The organism is Variovorax sp. OK212 (genome assembly GCF_900112425.1).
GTDB lineage: Bacteria > Pseudomonadota > Gammaproteobacteria > Burkholderiales > Burkholderiaceae_C > Variovorax.
The window spans coordinates 15024-30806 of the sequence record NZ_FOLP01000027.1 but is presented as its reverse complement, the minus strand read 5'-3'; the positions used below and the strand labels follow the sequence as shown (position 1 = coordinate 30806).

The 15783-nt window shown below is 65.2% G+C and carries 16 protein-coding genes; 4 read left to right on the top strand and 12 right to left on the bottom strand.

The features are described 5' to 3' along the window. Nucleotides 1-4: 4 nt before the first annotated feature. The 9 genes from BM004_RS36460 to BM004_RS36425 form a co-directional block, all read right to left on the bottom strand. On the bottom strand, nucleotides 5-817 hold the full coding sequence (locus BM004_RS36460) for a TrbG/VirB9 family P-type conjugative transfer protein (protein ID WP_093221197.1): 813 nt from the start codon (nucleotides 815-817) through the stop codon (nucleotides 5-7). Further along, a complete protein-coding gene (locus tag BM004_RS36455) occupies nucleotides 814-1596 on the bottom strand; it encodes a VirB8 family type IV secretion system protein (protein WP_093221194.1) in 783 nt (260 codons plus the stop codon). The genes BM004_RS36460 and BM004_RS36455 overlap by 4 nt, the downstream gene beginning before the upstream one ends. Before the next feature lie 153 nt (nucleotides 1597-1749). Continuing rightward, complete coding sequence (locus tag BM004_RS36450) at nucleotides 1750-2700, bottom strand: TrbL/VirB6 family protein (protein ID WP_093221192.1); 951 nt, start codon at nucleotides 2698-2700, stop codon at nucleotides 1750-1752. Between the two features lie 28 nt (nucleotides 2701-2728). Further along, nucleotides 2729-2983 carry a hypothetical protein gene (locus tag BM004_RS36445; RefSeq protein WP_093221189.1) on the bottom strand — a complete coding sequence of 85 codons (255 nt, stop codon included), beginning with the start codon at nucleotides 2981-2983 and terminating at the stop codon, nucleotides 2729-2731. Between the two features lie 4 nt (nucleotides 2984-2987). Then, entirely contained in the window at nucleotides 2988-3710 is a 723-nt protein-coding gene (virB5, locus tag BM004_RS36440) for a P-type DNA transfer protein VirB5 (protein WP_093221186.1), read from the bottom strand. Continuing rightward, the gene (locus BM004_RS36435) at nucleotides 3710-6217 is read right to left on the bottom strand and encodes a VirB4 family type IV secretion/conjugal transfer ATPase (RefSeq protein WP_177206734.1); all 2508 of its coding nucleotides are present in this window, start codon (nucleotides 6215-6217) and stop codon (nucleotides 3710-3712) included. Before BM004_RS36435 ends, virB5 begins: the two co-directional genes overlap by 1 nt. Next, the gene (locus BM004_RS41690) at nucleotides 6217-6546 is read right to left on the bottom strand and encodes a hypothetical protein (RefSeq protein WP_177206733.1); all 330 of its coding nucleotides are present in this window, start codon (nucleotides 6544-6546) and stop codon (nucleotides 6217-6219) included. Before BM004_RS41690 ends, BM004_RS36435 begins: the two co-directional genes overlap by 1 nt. 9 nt (nucleotides 6547-6555) lie before the next feature. Beyond that, nucleotides 6556-6924, bottom strand: a complete 369-nt coding sequence (locus BM004_RS36430) for a hypothetical protein (protein ID WP_143072624.1) — start codon at nucleotides 6922-6924, stop codon at nucleotides 6556-6558. A gap of 43 nt (nucleotides 6925-6967) precedes the next feature. Next, complete coding sequence (locus BM004_RS36425; protein WP_177206732.1) at nucleotides 6968-7591, bottom strand: lytic transglycosylase domain-containing protein; 624 nt, start codon at nucleotides 7589-7591, stop codon at nucleotides 6968-6970. 145 nt (nucleotides 7592-7736) lie between these two features. Here BM004_RS36425 and BM004_RS36420 point away from each other — a divergent pair, with 145 nt between their 5' ends. Further along, nucleotides 7737-8588: a helix-turn-helix domain-containing protein gene (locus BM004_RS36420; RefSeq protein ID WP_093221177.1), complete on the top strand. Its 852-nt coding sequence runs from the start codon at nucleotides 7737-7739 to the stop codon at nucleotides 8586-8588. 28 nt (nucleotides 8589-8616) lie between these two features. On the opposite strand, the gene mobF is transcribed toward BM004_RS36420, so the two are convergent. The 3 genes from mobF to BM004_RS36405 are packed head-to-tail and all read right to left on the bottom strand — an operon-like array spanning nucleotide 8617 to nucleotide 13584. Continuing rightward, a complete protein-coding gene (gene mobF / locus BM004_RS36415; RefSeq protein WP_177206731.1) occupies nucleotides 8617-11625 on the bottom strand; it encodes a MobF family relaxase in 3009 nt (1002 codons plus the stop codon). Nucleotides 11626-11635: 10 nt separating this feature from the next. Continuing rightward, nucleotides 11636-13231: a type IV secretion system DNA-binding domain-containing protein gene (locus tag BM004_RS36410; RefSeq protein ID WP_093221291.1), complete on the bottom strand. Its 1596-nt coding sequence runs from the start codon at nucleotides 13229-13231 to the stop codon at nucleotides 11636-11638. Next, entirely contained in the window at nucleotides 13231-13584 is a 354-nt protein-coding gene (locus BM004_RS36405) for a hypothetical protein (RefSeq protein WP_093221172.1), read from the bottom strand. The genes BM004_RS36410 and BM004_RS36405 overlap by 1 nt, the downstream gene beginning before the upstream one ends. Nucleotides 13585-14057: 473 nt before the next feature. On the opposite strand from BM004_RS36405, the gene BM004_RS36400 reads away from it, so the two are divergent. The 3 genes from BM004_RS36400 to BM004_RS36390 are packed head-to-tail and all read left to right on the top strand — an operon-like array spanning nucleotide 14058 to nucleotide 15765. Further along, on the top strand, nucleotides 14058-14543 hold the full coding sequence (locus BM004_RS36400) for a hypothetical protein (protein ID WP_143072623.1): 486 nt from the start codon (nucleotides 14058-14060) through the stop codon (nucleotides 14541-14543). Further along, the gene (stbB, locus tag BM004_RS36395; protein ID WP_093221167.1) at nucleotides 14540-15298 is read left to right on the top strand and encodes a StbB family protein; all 759 of its coding nucleotides are present in this window, start codon (nucleotides 14540-14542) and stop codon (nucleotides 15296-15298) included. The genes BM004_RS36400 and stbB overlap by 4 nt, the downstream gene beginning before the upstream one ends. After that, nucleotides 15295-15765: a hypothetical protein gene (locus BM004_RS36390; protein WP_093221164.1), complete on the top strand. Its 471-nt coding sequence runs from the start codon at nucleotides 15295-15297 to the stop codon at nucleotides 15763-15765. The genes stbB and BM004_RS36390 overlap by 4 nt, the downstream gene beginning before the upstream one ends. Nucleotides 15766-15783: the final 18 nt, after the last annotated feature.

Here is a 15783-nt window from a genome sequence, read left to right as displayed (position 1 = left end):
GCCCTCAGCCCCCTGTCGCCTTGATCACACGCTGGACCTTGCCGCTCGCGGTGCCGCTGGACATCGGCTCGATCGGGTGCCTCGGCGATCGGTTGGTGATCCCGGCCACCTGGTTGCCCCGGCGCAACAGGATGCGCTCCACGACGCGATGCAGCACCAGCGTGTCGCCCTCGACATGGAAATCCACCAGGCTTTCGCTGCCATCGGGCTCGACCACGAACGCGGCGGGCATCGCGTTCGCCGCCGAGAAGCGCATGAAGGTCTGGCGGCCGTTGTCGTGCATCGCGAGCGGCTGCAAGTCGGCCGAACCCACGATCCAGTAGTCATCATTGCGGGTGCCATCGGACGCGGCGCCGGCCAGGTCCTGCCTCACCTGCGCGCGTTCGGCCTGCGCCCGGTCACCGCCACCCCCGGTTGCCTCTTCCGGATGCACTACGCGAACCCAGTAGGCCACGTTCCGGGCGCCACGCCCGGTGGTGCGCAAAACGAAGAGGTAGGAGCGCCGAAGGGTGAACAGCGTCAGGTTCGTGTCGGCCCTGACGTCCTTGGGCTTGATCAGGAAGAGATTGCCGTTGACCGCGGCGTGCCACGCATCACGGTCGCCCATGGCGAAGTTCGTGATCTGCTCGCCGGGGGCCAGCTCGATGGTCGTCGCCACGCCTTCGGCAGCGAAGATGCGCACCACGTCGTCGCCCGCGAGCCGCACCGTCTGGATTCGCGGATCACGCGCGGAGGGTCGCGTACCGATCTCCGCGCGCGCACCCTGCCAGCCCAGCGCAGCCCCCACGAGCAGCGACGCACACAAGAGACGGTTCATCGCGGCCCCGCCGGCCGCACCGACGCCACGGGCTCAACGACAGCGTCCCGCGGCGTGCCCGAAGTGCCGCTCGAAGCCAGCACCTGTGCCGCGCCTTCCTGGTCGCGCCGGTAGTTCAGCGCGCAAAAGCCGAAGGCGTTGACATGCAGATCCTTGATCTGCCCTGGAATGTTGCCGGCGTCATACTGCACCGTCAGCGTGGCGATGTACCGCGTGCGTACCGGCGCCGCCACACCGCGGCTGACCGTCTTGTCGAAACGCACCTGCGCGACACGCAGGTCGTCTCTGTCGGTCGGCAGAAAGGTCACGTTCAGGATTTCGGCGCGCTCCGAATCGGTCGCGCTCATGGTCTTCACGGGCGACTGCGCGTTGGTCTGAGGATTGAAAAAGTTCTCCCACTCGGCGCGAACAGGACCGCAGGACATCAGGTAGGCGGTCCTGTAGTTGGCCTCGGCTTCGCCGCGCGTGAAGCCCTCGCGCGCGAGCACGTACCGCGCCACGTCGGACAGCAGGATTTTCTGGTCGCGTGCCAGACCCACATGCGCCAGTTCCCCCGGCGCCTGCACATCGTAGGCACCAGTGGCGTTGTCCACGCGGATCACCGCGGGCACGAACTGCTTGAGCGGCAACAGGATGCTCACGCTGAGCACACTCACGCCGCAAAGAACCGCGCAGGCCCAGGCGACGGCCGTGCTGCGAGCGGCGCGGCGCTCCAGATCGTCCCGGCGCTGCGTGTCCCAGTCGAGCGCCGCGTCGAAGTAGGTCTGCTTGCGAGTCATCGCGTGGCCTTCGCGCCGGCAGGCGAGTTAATGGGACGTGCCTCGCCGGTGGGCCAACCCGGCGGCGCGGTGGCACCCGCGCAGCCGGCCAGCATCACGAAAAGCACCGAGAGCATCGCAACCCGCCAAAGGATCGGCATGCCTGTCATGGCCCTACCTCGACCTGCGCAGGCCCGAACCCGCGCGTGCGATCACACCGAGCCCGCTGAAGAACGATCCGCCGCTGCCGCCGGTCATGGACGCGCAGATAGAAGGTATCTGCAGGAACATGCAGAACATCGCCAGGGAAATCAGGATGATCGGAACGCAGACGGCCACCACGTTAAGGCCTTCACCAGCGCCACTCGCTCCGGCAAGACTGCTCGCCACGTTCTGAATGCCGCCGTCGCCCGCCCCGCCCAACTGCGTGGTGAGCTTGGTCAGATAGCCGTTGAGTATCCCGATGAACATGAACACGAACAGCGCCGTGAACACGTGGTAGAACACGAAGTACAGGGCAGTGCTGACCCAGGAGAAGAAGTAGTTCCGCGTCTGCGCCAGCACCAGCGCCAACAGGAAGAAGGGCCCTACGGCGAGCACCAGGCTCAATCCAAGCTTGGAAAAGATTACAGCAAACAGCGCCGTTGCCAGCAGCATGTAGGCCGCCACGGTGACAAGCGCCGCGAGCACAAATACCGCAATCGCCGGCCCAATTGCAAAGTCGTGGGCAAGTCGCGACGCTGCCCCAAACATGCTGGAGATGAGATTGACGATCTTCTCGTTTACCTGGCCCAACAGGTTGGGTGCATCGGTCACTGCATGGTTGGCGGCCGTTGTCAGTTCCGACGGCAAGTTGAAGATCGGTCTGGCCACCCAGCTCAGGTAACCGTTTCCCATGACATGGAGCACCAGCATGAAGCCGACGAACTTGAGCAACCAGTCGCTCACCGGAATGGCCACCTTGCCCTCCATGACCAGGTAACACCAGATCAGCATGCAGATGCCCAGCAGGATCCAGGCGACGGGGATGACATATCCCGAAATGCCCGCCGCTGCACCTTCGTAGAAGCCGCTCAAGGCGTTTTCGAAGTTGGTGTAGATATCGATGATGATCTCGTTGGACATGCATTGCTCCGACGATATGGATTTCTGCCTAGAAACGGATGTTGAGTGGCTTGCGCAGCGAGCCCGCTTTATCCAGCACGGCGCAGAACTCCGCTCGCCGGCCCTTCTTGGACACCTCAGCGGTGCATGCCTTCACAAGTTCAGCCATCGGGCCGAGGTTGCCCTTGTCTGCTTCAGCAGCCACGAACTGTGCATCGAAGGCGACTGCTTCATCTGTCTTTTCGCAGCCCATCAGGACAGCTGCCACAGCGCTACAGGTGAGCGCCAAGATCGTTCTGGTCATGGCGTCAAAACCTGATGCCGCCGGCTGCACCCCGGGCGAGTCCGGCATTGAACCCGTCGACAGTGGCCTGACGGCGAAGCTGCCGGTCCGCCTCCTGCATCGCCTGGATCGTGGACAACTTGATCTGCTCGTTCTGCATGCGCACCGTCTCCACCTGGATGCGTGCCTGGACCTCGGCGATGGCCTTCTGGTCTGTCGAGGCGTTGATCGAGCTCACGAAGGTCTGAAGGTTGCGGATGTTCTGTGCGGCCTTTCGGTAGCCAAGATCGCCGATCTGCTTTTGCAGCGCGAGTTGCTGCCATTGCTGGGTGCACCGCTCGCGCGAAGGGCCGTCGGCGTTGAGTTCGGCGCACGAGCGAAGTTGATTCGCGCGCACAATGTCCTGCATGGCGCCGGAGACTCCCGAGAAGGCGCCGCCGCCGGTGCGCATCGCCTGTGCCGCAGCCGCATAGTCTTCAGGCAGATACTGGGTGATCAGATCGTTGTTCAGAAGGCTGCCGAGGTTGCGAGACCCCTGCAGCGTCCCGTAGAGCTGCTTCATCTGATCGAGCTGCTTGTCCATCGCACTGAGTTGTTCCATCCACTTGGCGATGGTTTCGATCTGGTTGACGACCGCGGGCAGGTCGCTGGTCACCGTCACCGGGACCTGGGCATGCACGCCATGCAGCAGGCCCAGGCACGCCGCGGCGGCAAGGACGGGCCGCCGAACACCACGGGAAATTGACATCACGCTCTCCTTTCAAGAAAGATGGGAAGCCACCGCGCCGCATCGGGGCCGACGTCATCGATCACGGCGCGCATCACCTCGACGTTGTCCAGGCTTGCGGACAGCACGGCGAGCATGTCCTCCATGCCCGAGAGATCCAGCCTCGCGAGGACCGATTCAGCGCCCTTTTTCAAGAGGAACTGTCCCGAGTTCTCTTCGGTGTGCTTGATCAGTTGGAACTCTCGCGGCGTGAGCTTCAGGCCTTCGATGTAGTCCGCCGGGTCCGCTTCGCCGTTGGGCAGGAGCAGCTGCGTGGGAAATTGCGACAACAGCGTGCTTCCCAGGGGTGAACGGCTGATGTCGCTCGGCTCCTGGGTGTCCAGGCCGATGACGCCATCCTCCTTGCGGATCGTCTTGCCCTTGTTCTCGATGAAGCGCTGCATGAGTGGATCCTTCAACGCCCGCCATGCCTCCGCGATATCGATGATGTGCGGCGCGCCCGCAGCCTCCAGGGTGATCTTGTGCGTCAGGTAGCGAAGGATCGGCGTGCGCGCCTCGTCGATGTCCAGGAAGTTGGTCATGTCAAAGCCAAAGGTGTCGCACCCGCGCAGGTCGAACCGGTCCTCGGCGTTGTCCAGCACCCATGCGAAGGCGCCGCCGTCGCACCAACGACCCAGCGCCTGATAGAGGCTGTGCTCCTCATGCGTTGGCAACGCGTCGCGCACCCTCGCGTAGCGACGCTGGTGCGGCGGCAGCTGATAGACCTGTCGGATGCTGCGCAGAAGGTCTTCCTCGTCACGGTGCGACATGAGGTACTTGCCGTCGAACTGCGCATTCCAGGACATGATGCTCAGAATGACCGCAAGGTTCTCGGCAGTTGGCGGCAGCGAAAACGGATTCATCCCCGTCGGCTCTCCGGCTGCGATGTGGAAGTACCGCCCTTCCATGGCACGGATGCAGATCTCTTCGCCGTAGTCCTTGTCGAAACTGAAGACCTTCAGGGTCTTCCCGTCGGCACGTGCGCGCTTTCTCGCGAGCAGGCGCAAAGCCAGCTTCAGCACCGTCTTTCCGCTGCCCGAGCGGCCAATGATCTTGTAGTTGCCCAGTTCCTTGCGATGCGCTCGCTGGGTGCGTCGGGTCCCCGCAGCTCTCGCGCCGCCAGCCGAGTCGACGTCCGGGACGGTCTCGTCGCCGTAGTCCAGATGCACCCCCTGCTCGCGAAGCCGATCGCGGCTCACATGAAAATTGAAGAAGTAGGGTCCTGCCGCCACTGTCTTCATCACTGCAATCGGCGCGCCCCACTGGCTGCCGTGTGCATTCCCAGTGGGATGGTTGTGCAGCGGGAAAAGCTTGGAAAGGTTCCTGCTGCTGATGGGCATCGCGCGAATGCGCCCATGCTTGAAGTTCCCAGGCAGGATGCTGAAGTAGGTGCAGATCAGCGCCCCGCCCCGTTCGCGCGACACCGACATGCTCTTTTGGTCCAGCAATGTGACGGCCGCGTTGATGTTCTGGTTGAGTTCCTTGATCGTCTCGCCGTAGACGACGAGAACGAGTTCATGGTCGAACATCGAGAACCGGCCAGCCTGAAGTTGGGTTCGCGCTGCGGCGACCTCGCCGAGTTGCTCTTCGTTGCCGCTCGTGCTCTTGATGCGGTTGTACTGGGACTTCAGCAAGGCATCCGCGCGATCGAAGGCCATGACGGTCACGGATTGGCTCAGCACGAATTCGAAGGGGGCCGCGAGAAGACCGTCGAACACCTTGACATCCAGCTGCTCGACGCGGTACGGCGCGACGAGCGTCAGGCAGGCTGCCAATTGCGAGCTGGAGGCGCCCTCGATCTCCACCGTTTCGGCACCGAAATTGAGCGCGCCCGCCTGCAGCTTGTGGCTGAGTTCGCAGGCGTCCAGCCGCACATGCCGCTCGACGTGGTGTGCCAGTCGGCCATAGAACTGCGCCGCGCGCGAGCACGCCTGATGATCGATTTCGTACGTGCCCAACAGCCGAGGGTGATAGCGCCTCAGGCTGGCCACGAGTTGGGCTGACAGTCGCGCCAGATCCTCGCGCGCACCCCGCCTCAGATGCACCATGGATTCACCGCCACTTTGCGAAAGGCGAAGACCGAGCCGATCGGCGCGGTTGGCGGCAATCCGGTAGACGGGTGACACGAAGAGTTGGTTGGTGAACAGCCGCTCACCCTCGAACTTCGCCGCGTACTGCTGCGCGAACTCGCGCGACAGGCCGTTGTCATACTCCAGGCCGGAGAGGTCGACATGCACCCGGCGGCGCTCCACATGGGTCCACAGCGCGACATGCGGACTTCGTGCCATGGTGTTGATGGCGGCCAACCATTGTTGGTTCAGGTTGTCGAGCTCCTTGTGCCCCATGGTCTCGAAGGCGATCCCCTGCACCGAGATCGTCTGTGTCAGGTCTCCCTCATAGGTGATGACGGTGTGGTCGTCGATCTGCTGCGAGTAGGGCAGGCAACTGGCCACGCTGCGTTCTGCGCGAGAGGCAGTAGTCGTGCGCATCAGTGCACCTCGCGACGGCTCAGATGAGGCGTGAACACGACGGCGCCGTCCACGCCGCGCCGCCGGTTGGTGGCAAACCAGCGGTACCGATAGCTGGCTGTCAGATCCCGAACCCAGAACGGGTTCTCGTTCGTGCGCAACACCAAAATCAGGTGTAAGGGCAGCAGCAGCAGACTCCAGAACCCCACAAGGCGAACAGCCAGAAGCAACACCATGCATTCGATGCCGAAGACCGGCAGCGGGACGTAGGCCTGCAGAACGGGCACCTGTGGCCCGCGATACACCGTCACCCGCTCCAGCGGCGGCTCGTCGTGGCGTGGGTCGGCCATGTGCTGACCTCAGAGGCTCGAGATGCCGGAGGCAGAGCCTCCCACCGCATCCTTGACGAACTGGATGATCGCCACCACACCGAATGCCAGCGCTGTGCCCAACAATGCCTGAAAGAAGATCTTCTTTGGATCCTCTCGGCCCAGCCAGTTGCCGGTGACCCAGTTCAGCAGCGTGACCAGACAGGCGATGGCGCCGATGACACCGACGACGCCGTAGATCGCGGTGAAGATATTGACGCCCGCCTGTTTGAGGCTTTGCGCAAGGGCTGGATCCAGCGTGGTCAGTGCGACGACCAAAGCGCACATGCGCCGCAAGGACCCTCCGACGAGGAGGTCCGGAGTTTGAGACTGGGTAATTGACCGTCTGGCTGACTTCATAAGAGGCTCCATCTCGTGGGATGTCACGTTGAGTCACGCCAGGCTAGAAGCCTTGGACAGCCGGCTTTTGCTCGAAGATGTCCAGTGTTTCCTCTGACGTCGATGACTTCTCAGTGCGGTCCGCGCGCAACGCCGAAGTCGTCATCTGAAGCGAGACGGGCGATGCAGAAGCAAGGGTGCCTTGCGCGTCAGCCGCGCGTGACCGCGCGACTGCGCCGCCTTGCGCGTATCCGATCACACGGCTTGCGTAGCCGTTCGCCACGCCTCGCCCGATGTCTCCGGCGTTGTATCCCCGCAGCGCCGCCCGGACGGCGCCATCTCCGGTGTACCCGGCGGCTCGCGCATGGCCATAGAAGCCGCGAAGAATCTCCTGCCCCGCGCGAAGATTCGTGCAGGGATCGAACGCGTCCTCCCAAGACATCCCGAAGCGCGCCACGTTGCGAGCGTGGATCTGGGCCAACCCTACCGAGAAGCGCCGGCCCGTTTTGACGAGCGCCTTGGCCTGGGCTACCGCTTGCGTCAGGGTGTCGGGCTGGCTCACAGGCGCCGCGCCCGCATCCATGCCAATGGCGAAAGGTCGCCAGGACGATTCGACGTGCACGAGCGCTCGCATCAGTGACGTTGCGACAAGCGGAGCACATTGGTCGAGCAGCGCGAAACCGTCCATGCTGAAGTTCTCCCGCGCTCCGAAAAGGAGCATAGGCGACTAGAAGTACACTTGTAGAAGACACTCATCTTGAATGTCTTGTTTTGCAAGACTACTGCCTTGACATCGTCTTGAAAAGCATTGGTTACGTCTCGGAACAATATGAATGACGAACTCCTCTTCTGACGACGACAACGTGTCGCGCGGCGCACAGGCCGTCCGGGCGCTTTTGGAGCGGCACGGTGTCCCCAAGCACCGGCACTCGGCCTTTGTGGGCGAGTTCTTCGACCTCTCACGTGCGGCGGCCCATCAGCGTGTCAGCAAGAGCACGGCTTGGACGCTCGAGGAACTTCATGCACTCGCTGAACATTTCGGCGAGACGCTCGGCCACGTCGTCGCGCCTGCGTCATCACGCGCCGACGATGGTCCTGTGGATTCCACCAAGGGCGTCGATGCCACGCTGTGCGTGGGCGCCTCGAACGCCGCTTGTCGGATCTGGCTCGGGCCGGAGGGGAAGCCCTCGCCCGATGACCTTTTCGTCGCCCTGCCGATGGGAGGGAGTTACGTGGTGATGCCCGCACAGTCAGCGCCGCCAGCGCACGCACTGCGGATCACGCGCATGGCGATCGACCAGTCTGTGCGTCCCGCCGCCAAGCGTGTGGCGGTATTCGACACCAACCCCCGATCCGCAAAGGCACTGTGCGAGCAACTCGCCCGCGCTGGGCTGGATGCATGCCCATTCAGCGCGAGCACCGAACTCCTCGCGGCCGCGGCGCAAGCTGCATTTGACGGATATGTCATCGACTGGTCCTCAGCCCGTGGTCAGGATCCTGCGTTGCTGGCGGCCCTTCGGACGCACAAGGCACCGTGCGCGCTCGTGCTGCTGGGTTCCCGGATGACTGGCGCGTCCCAAGACCTCGCCGATCTGGCGGACGCCGTGGCGAGGCATCGTGCCCAGTTTCTGGAAAAGCCGGTCCAACTGCCGCTGCTCGTATCCGCTCTTCAAAGCGGTTTCTAACCCCGCAGCAGAGCACTCGGCGGACGTCTCAGCGCACCGCACGTAAGGCGTTGTCCCGAACGGGCGCGCCCCGCGAACCCTCACGCGGCTTGAGGTTTGCCGCCAGTTTCGCTGCACGAGCACCCGATGGCAACCGCGCCAGCCGGCCGTTCAGAAGGTCAGATTCGCGGCGGTCGTCTCTCAGCTCGAGTGCGGCGAATTTCTTGGGCTCTCGACTCATTGCACTCGCTAGCTTCGACGCGTCGTCGGTAAAGAGGGTGACATGGTGACGCGCACGGGAAATCGCGACGTAGAAGACTGCGCGATTGCTCGACAGGCTGCGTGTGTTGGCGTCCACGAGCACGCGTGCACTTGTCAGGCCTTGGGCGGAATGAACGGTGCTGGCGTACGCATGCTGAAGATGCAGCGCGCGCGCGCGATCCAAGCGAAAGCGCGCATCCTGCCCGCCCAGAGTGACGGTGCTCCCGTCCACCGCGACCACGCGAAAGCGCTCGCCGTTGCGCACGCCCACCACCGGATCATTGGCCGTGACTCTCACCCAGTCCCCCGGCGCGATGTCCACCGTGTCCGGCCGATAGACGCGCAACACCGATCGCCTCGACGGATCGAAGGAAACCGCCACGCCGTCCTCGCGTTGCACGCTCAGGCAGTCGCGCCCTGCCTGGCGATCGAAGCCAACGACTCGCAGCTGCTCGCCCTTGCGCAGTTGCGTCCCGTAGCTGCGCTGCGGCACGATGACCTGCCCGATGTCGTAGCTCTGCGCTGACTTGAGCTCGGCACGGGTCATGTCTACCGGTTCAAGCACCCGAACGCGTTGTCCGCCGTACAGGTCGAGCCCTGTGCGCACCAGCGCATTGATGCTGCGGCGTGCGTCGTTGGTTCCGGCCACGATCAAGGTGTCATCACGCTCGCGCGGTTCCAGCCGCAGGTAGGCTTGGGCGACCATGCCGTGCCTGCGGGCGTCCTCGCGTTCCTCGACCACCGCATGGCGCAGCAGCGCCACGGACAATGGCACCTCACGCCGCGCCGCATGCACGACGGCGGCCCGGATCGATTCGTTCTTCTGCCGGACCACCTCGCTCAGGAAAGCCCTCGTCATCCCGGCGTCCTGAAGCTGTTCGAATGGCTTGCCAGCCTCCACCGCATGCGTCTGATGCCGATCCCCGGTCAAGACCAGACGCGCATTCTGGCGCTCGATGATGGCCATCAGATGCTCGAGCTGGTGCGCAGGCACAACACCCGCTTCATCGAGGAACACGATGCTTCGCGCGCCAAGCCGCTCCTGCTGGCCCTTGCGCGCGAGCAGCGAGGCCAGCGTCTGTGACTCCATCCCGAGCGCCTCCAACGCTCTGTTTTGAGAGGCGTAGGGCGCAACGCCCACGACGTGGTAGCCGCGCAGCAGTGACAATCGCGCGGCTTCTGCGCGGATACCCTGCACGGCTTTGCTGAGCATGTGGCTCTTGCCTGTGCCGGCCAGGCCCTGGATGCCGACGAACCGATCGTTCGACGAAAGAACCATGGCCACCGCCTCGCGCTGCCCCTTGTTGAGGTCACTGCCTGTCAGCAGCCGGTTCACGGCGCTGGGGGACGAGACCGCTGGCACGGCGCCCCTGCCGGCGCGCTCGATTGCAAGAAGGTGCAGCTCGCTGCGACGCGCAGCGGGTGTGGCGAAGCGCGGCTCGGAGGCCACGAGGGCGCCGCGCTGGATGGCTGCGTCCACGGCGCTTTGGGCTTGCGTGTGCGTCTGCCCGCGCGCCGCCATCGTCAGCGCAATCCATGAGCTTCGAGTGAGCTTCTCCGCGTCGTCGTGGGCCTTGAAGCGACTGGCCTGCGGATCCTTTGCGATCGCGGAGGCGGACATGTTGAGCGAACGCGCCGTCTGGTACAGCGCGAGTTCAGGCACAAGCCGGCCGTCGCACCGAGCGCGCCCAAGGGCCGCATCCACGGCGCTGGGCGCAGCGTGGGCCGCCGCACGACCGTACGCCACTTCGAGCAGTTCCGCGCGAGAGAAGACACCCTGTCGCTCCGCAAGATGAGCGATTGCAAAATCGATCGCGGCGTCGGCCCTCGCTGTCGCTTCGGCGTTCATGACCGTCGCCTGGTGCAGCGCCCTGCCCAGACGGCGGGCGCTGCGTCGAGCCGCCGCCGCAAAAGCACCTTGCACGGCCAAATCCAGCCCCGCCTCCCTCGCCGTGTCCAGCCAATGCGCGTGCAGCCAGGCGCGGTCAGCCTCCGTCTTCCTGGGGCGCGAGGCCAGCGCGATGACCTGTTTTTGCGCGGAACTGGCGTGGCTGCGATCATGGCCACTGGCCGCCAACAGCCTTTCGATCTCCTTGCTGCGCTGGCTGAAAAGCCGTACCGCGGCGTCAGGAATGTGGGCGAGCTCCCAGCCGCCCTTGCTGGTCTCGCGCAGATCGAAATCCAGCCGACGCAGGTGCGTTGCCAGCGTAGCTCGGTAGAACGCGCCGACCATCCGCACGTTGCGCAACAGGTCCTCGTTGGACAGGGCACGCCACTGGCCGTCCGCACGTCGCGTGAGATTCATCACGATCGCATGCGTGTGCAATTGCGGATCCTGGGCGCGTGACAGTTCATGGCGAAACGCCGCGGCCACGAGGATGCCTGTTTGCTCGCGAAACGACAGGCCGCGCTCCTTGCGGCGCGCCGCGGCGAATGTCTGCAGCAGCTGCAGGCTTTCCCGCACCGCTGCATCGTGCGCCGCGATGACGCGCGAATCCCCCATCAGCAGCGCCTGGATGCTCACCGACTTGGGTGCACTGAATGTGAAATCGATTCCCTTGCGGTCCTTCGCGGCGCGGGTGCGGCTCGCGCGGACGCGCTGTCCGTCTGGGAGATGTCCGTCGAGCAGTTGCTGGAACGCCTCCCGCTCGACGCCTTCGCGCTCTCCGAGCCCCAGCGCTGCAGCGCCGGCTCCCATCCACTCGCCGCGATGGCCTTCCTTGCCGTAGTAGTCATCGGAGGTCTCGAAATAGTGCGCCGCGCCTGCAGCGTTCGCCACGAATTTGAACGAGAGCATGCGCGTCTCCTCAGGCAGAAGTCTCGTCGTTCGCGGCGAACAGCGTGCTTTGCGCGTCAGGCTCGCCCTGGAAAACATCGGCCAGCACAATGGGCGGCACGACTGCCTGCCGGGCCTTGTATTTCATGCTCACGCGCGCGAGCGGGTAGTCGCCCGCCAGCTTCACGTAGCCCGTCAGGTTGGGCAGCAGATGGAATTCTGCCGGCGATACCATGCGCTCTGTGTCCTGACGGTGAGAGACCGTACCTTTGCCGCCTGCGCTGCCCAGCGACAAGCTGGGCGCGCGCCGTAGCACGGTATGTTCGCCAAGGGCACGGGAGAATTCCTCGGCCGTGTAAGTGTCCAGTTCGCCGATCCCGCACAGGAATGCGCTTCGAAAGCAATTGCGCAAGGTGAGCGCATCGTTCCTGCCGTACGTGTTGTTGAGCTGCGCGAGCGACTGCACACCAGGCACGATGCGCAGTCCCTTCTTGCGCCCCTTGGTGGCCGCATCGACGATGTAGTTGAGCTTCTCGAGCGAGTCGAGTTCGTCACACACGAGATGCATGCGCCGCGCGGGATCTTCGGGCATCGAGAGCACGCTGGCGCACGTGACATCGACCCAGCAGGAGATCAGCGGCTTGAGCGCCTGCAGCATGTCTTCACGCCAGGTGATCCACAAGCTCCCCTGCCCGTCATCGAGCCAGTCCCGAAATGAAAAGTCGCCAGACGGCAAGTGCTTGTGAGGCGTGATGTACTGCGTGAGCACGGTGCGGATGCTCGCGAGCGTCTCTGTCGCCCCGTGAAAACAACCTGCCGCGGGCGTCCCGGCGAGCAACGCTCTGAGATCTTCGTTGCTCGCCGTCGTCAGCCAATGCACCAAGCGCTCGGTGGTTCCCTGGCCTTGGCGCAGCAGGACCGCGAGCGTTTCGCTCACGACGGTTCTTCCCATGCTGTTCCACGTTTCCTGCTCGGTGGAGGGGCTGCGCGGAATCAGGCTGATCGCGTACTGCTCGCAGTCGAAGCTGGTGCGAATCTCGTTGAAGATGCTCCAGCCCTGGCTTCTCTTATCGAAAGGGTTGAGGATCTTGTCACCGGGCGCATGGAAAAACCGCATGGAAGCGCCATCCGGATCGATGCAGATGAGGCGGTCGCCCCGGGCGCGCGCGCTTTCGATGTAGTCGGCGATGCACACGCTTTTGCCAGTCCCGGTCGAGCCCCCGATGAAGAACTGCGTACTCTCGACCGCCTGCGGAACGGGAATGCCGGCAAAGCGAAGCTGGCCCTTCTTGTCTCGTGTGATCGACGCCAAGACGTGCTCGCTGACCATGCGCGGCCCGCGCAGCCGGGCGACGAAGACAGCACCACCGAAGTGATTGGCATACCTGCGCACGGCCACCACGAAGACAGCGATCCCTGCGAGCAGTCCACACAGCGGGCCGATCCAAAGCGCCGGGACACCGGGCGTCGCGCGAGCCGCGAACCAGATCCCGCGCACGATCAGGACATCGGGCACCCGATAGTAGAGAGCGGCACCCACGAGCCATCCGAAGAGGACCAGCACCAAGACGGCCAACGACAGCCAGGCGCGCAAGGCCTGATCGGGCGTTCGATGGCCAGCGATCATCAACGTCCCCTCAGGTAATTCTCCACAGCCGTTGCGTCGACGAGCTGATCGGCCTGAGCACGCACACCTTCGGTGACGGATTTGCGCACCATCAGGTAGATCCCGCAGAGCAGGCTCACGAGCAGTTGCGGGTCAACGCCACCAGCGCTGCTGCCCTGCCACCGCTCGACGCTTTCGCGAAGGCCTTCGAGCTCGTGTCTGAAGCGCTGCAGTGCCTCGGTATTGGGATTCGACGCATCGAAGTAGATGCGCTTGATGTGGGTGCCGAGAGCGGTGTCTCCGGATGCAGCGAAGAGGCGAAGAAGAACGCGCTCTTCGGCGTCGTTGAACCTGAGTGGGACGTACTTGGCCATGTGTTACCGCCCGGACTGCGACGTCAGAGGAAGGACTGGAAGCACGTCACACTGCCAACGCGCCTGTAACACCGCCGAATCGAGGCGCCATGCGGGTTTGTCGGCACCCTGTGGGTGCGTATGGTGTATGGCCCCCTCGACCCCTGGGCGGGGGCGGCCCGGTCGGGCGCGGCAGGCGAGGATGCCCCTCAGGAGGCGCAGCAGGCTGCACCCGGCGCGGTGCCCCGGCCCCCTCGTGCGCAACAGGCGGCGGCCTCCCCCTTCGGGCGTGCCGCAGGCCGCCCGAGCGCGTGACATCGACCGGCCAAGGGCCGGCGCGAGCAGCAGTTGCATCCTCGGTGCGTGCATTGCGTGTCCTTTCCGTCTCCCGCTGCATCGAAATGCTCTCCGTGGCGGCTTCAAAGTGCGTCCGATGACAAAGTCGCGCTTGAAAAATCCACTTCAACGAGACAAACTCCACTTCATCCGGCGAAATGTATCGCCAAAGAGGATTTACAGGCAACCGCATGGACAGCCAGCCCGATCCCCGGCCCGGCGTCGACACGCTCGATGCACTGCAGCGCGACACGCAGGCGCTGGTCGCGCAGCGCCTGCGCAGCGTGTCGGCGGTGATCGCGCGCCTGGCCGACGCCATCGGTCACGCCCACGCCCTGGGTCACGGTCATGCGGCGATCCACGCGCGTCTGCGCGCGGGCGGTCTGTCGGTGAGCTGGAACAACTACCGCGCGGGCCTGGTGCGCGCGCGCAAGCGGCGCGCGGTGCACTCGCCCCTGCCGCCCTTGCCGCCGCAGTCATTGGCCCCCTGCCCGCCCCCGGGCGTCGCGTCCGCGAGCGGGTCCGCGGCAGGCCCCTCGGCGGTGCTGGACGCGCTCGCGAGCGCGCAGCGCGCCGCGTCGCGCGACTACGCGCAGGCCGCGCGCGCGAGCAGCGCTTCCAGGAAAGCGAGGTCCTTCCCATGAAAACCTGCGTTCTCAACCTTTCGGGCAACGTCGGCAAGAGCACGCTGGCGGTCCACCTGCTGGCGGCCTTCACGCCGCGCGCGCGCGTCGTGAGCGTGGAGTCGCTCAACGCGAGCGACGTCGACACGGTCGAGGCGCTCGATGTGGAGGCCTTCAGCGCGAGCCGCTTCCGGGATATCTTTCGCGAGATCATGGTCCACGACGACCTCATCGTGGACGTGGGCGCCTCCAACGTCGCGGCGTTCATGAGCGAGATGGCGCGCTTTCGCAGCGCCGTCCGCGAATTCGACCTGGTGCTCGTGCCCACGGTGCCGGCGGACAAGCAGCAGCGCGACACGATCGCCACCGTCGACTGGCTGCACGCGCTCGGCGTCGAGCCGCGCCGGGTGCGCGTCGTCTTCAACCAGTACCCCAGCGACAGCCTGGAGAGCGTTGCCGCGATCTACCCCCAGGTGGTGGGCTACGGCCTGACGTACGGACAGGGCAAGGCGGTCTTCGAGCCGCACGCGGTGGTCGCGCGCAGCGAGGTCTTCGAGCTCGCGAAAGCGAGCCGGCGCACCATCGGCGAGCTCGCGCGCGACGCCACCGACTGGCGCGCCGCACGCGCCGAAGCGCGGCGCGCGGGCGACATGGAAGCCCTGGAGCGCGCGATGGCCGCGCAGATGACGCATGACCTCGCGGTCACGGCGCAGGACAACCTGGTGCGTGTGCACGCGCTGCTGTTCGCACCGGCGAAGCCGGCGCGCAAGCCATGAGCGCGACAAGCGCCCAGCAGGCCGCGCTGCACATCCTGCTGGAAGATGTCGAACCGCTGCTGCAGCGCGCCGAGGAAGCCGCGTCGAACGTCCAGGCCGCGCGCGAAGCGCTCGCGGCCGACCTCGCCGCGCTCACCACGCTCGTACAGCGCAGCGTCGAGGCCCCATCGGCGCTGCTCGAGGCCGCGCGACGGCTGGACAGCGCGGCCGCGCGCATCGAAGCCGCCCTGCAGGCGCGCGGCGATGCGCAGGGCCCGGCGCGCACCCCGGCGTTGCGCGGGCCCTCGCCGCGGTGGCGCGCCGCCGCGCTGCTGTGCGCGATGGCCGCGCTGTCCGGCGCCGCCGCGACCGTGGCGCTCGGCTGGGAGGATCCTGCACCGGCGCGCCTGGGCCGCGCGCTGCAGCGCAACTGGGCATCGCTCGACGCGCCCACACGTGCCCGGGTCGAGGAAGCCCTGCGCCGCTGAACCCCCCCTCGCCAAAGC

What these genes read in the sequence shown, in the direction of transcription:
- BM004_RS36460 (WP_093221197.1), bottom strand. Translation starts at nt 817, where the DNA reads ATGAACCGTCTCTTGTGTGCGTCGCTGCTCGTGGGGGCTGCGCTGGGC.
- BM004_RS36455 (WP_093221194.1), bottom strand. Translation starts at nt 1,596, where the DNA reads ATGACTCGCAAGCAGACCTACTTCGACGCGGCGCTCGACTGGGACACG.
- BM004_RS36450 (WP_093221192.1), bottom strand. Translation starts at nt 2,700, where the DNA reads ATGTCCAACGAGATCATCATCGATATCTACACCAACTTCGAAAACGCC.
- BM004_RS36445 (WP_093221189.1), bottom strand. Translation starts at nt 2,983, where the DNA reads ATGACCAGAACGATCTTGGCGCTCACCTGTAGCGCTGTGGCAGCTGTC.
- virB5 (WP_093221186.1), bottom strand. Translation starts at nt 3,710, where the DNA reads ATGTCAATTTCCCGTGGTGTTCGGCGGCCCGTCCTTGCCGCCGCGGCG.
- BM004_RS36435 (WP_177206734.1), bottom strand. Translation starts at nt 6,217, where the DNA reads ATGCGCACGACTACTGCCTCTCGCGCAGAACGCAGCGTGGCCAGTTGC.
- BM004_RS41690 (WP_177206733.1), bottom strand. Translation starts at nt 6,546, where the DNA reads ATGGCCGACCCACGCCACGACGAGCCGCCGCTGGAGCGGGTGACGGTG.
- BM004_RS36430 (WP_143072624.1), bottom strand. Translation starts at nt 6,924, where the DNA reads ATGAAGTCAGCCAGACGGTCAATTACCCAGTCTCAAACTCCGGACCTC.
- BM004_RS36425 (WP_177206732.1), bottom strand. Translation starts at nt 7,591, where the DNA reads ATGGACGGTTTCGCGCTGCTCGACCAATGTGCTCCGCTTGTCGCAACG.
- BM004_RS36420 (WP_093221177.1), top strand. Translation starts at nt 7,737, where the DNA reads ATGACGAACTCCTCTTCTGACGACGACAACGTGTCGCGCGGCGCACAG.
- mobF (WP_177206731.1), bottom strand. Translation starts at nt 11,625, where the DNA reads ATGCTCTCGTTCAAATTCGTGGCGAACGCTGCAGGCGCGGCGCACTAT.
- BM004_RS36410 (WP_093221291.1), bottom strand. Translation starts at nt 13,231, where the DNA reads ATGATCGCTGGCCATCGAACGCCCGATCAGGCCTTGCGCGCCTGGCTG.
- BM004_RS36405 (WP_093221172.1), bottom strand. Translation starts at nt 13,584, where the DNA reads ATGGCCAAGTACGTCCCACTCAGGTTCAACGACGCCGAAGAGCGCGTT.
- BM004_RS36400 (WP_143072623.1), top strand. Translation starts at nt 14,058, where the DNA reads ATGTATCGCCAAAGAGGATTTACAGGCAACCGCATGGACAGCCAGCCC.
- stbB (WP_093221167.1), top strand. Translation starts at nt 14,540, where the DNA reads ATGAAAACCTGCGTTCTCAACCTTTCGGGCAACGTCGGCAAGAGCACG.
- BM004_RS36390 (WP_093221164.1), top strand. Translation starts at nt 15,295, where the DNA reads ATGAGCGCGACAAGCGCCCAGCAGGCCGCGCTGCACATCCTGCTGGAA.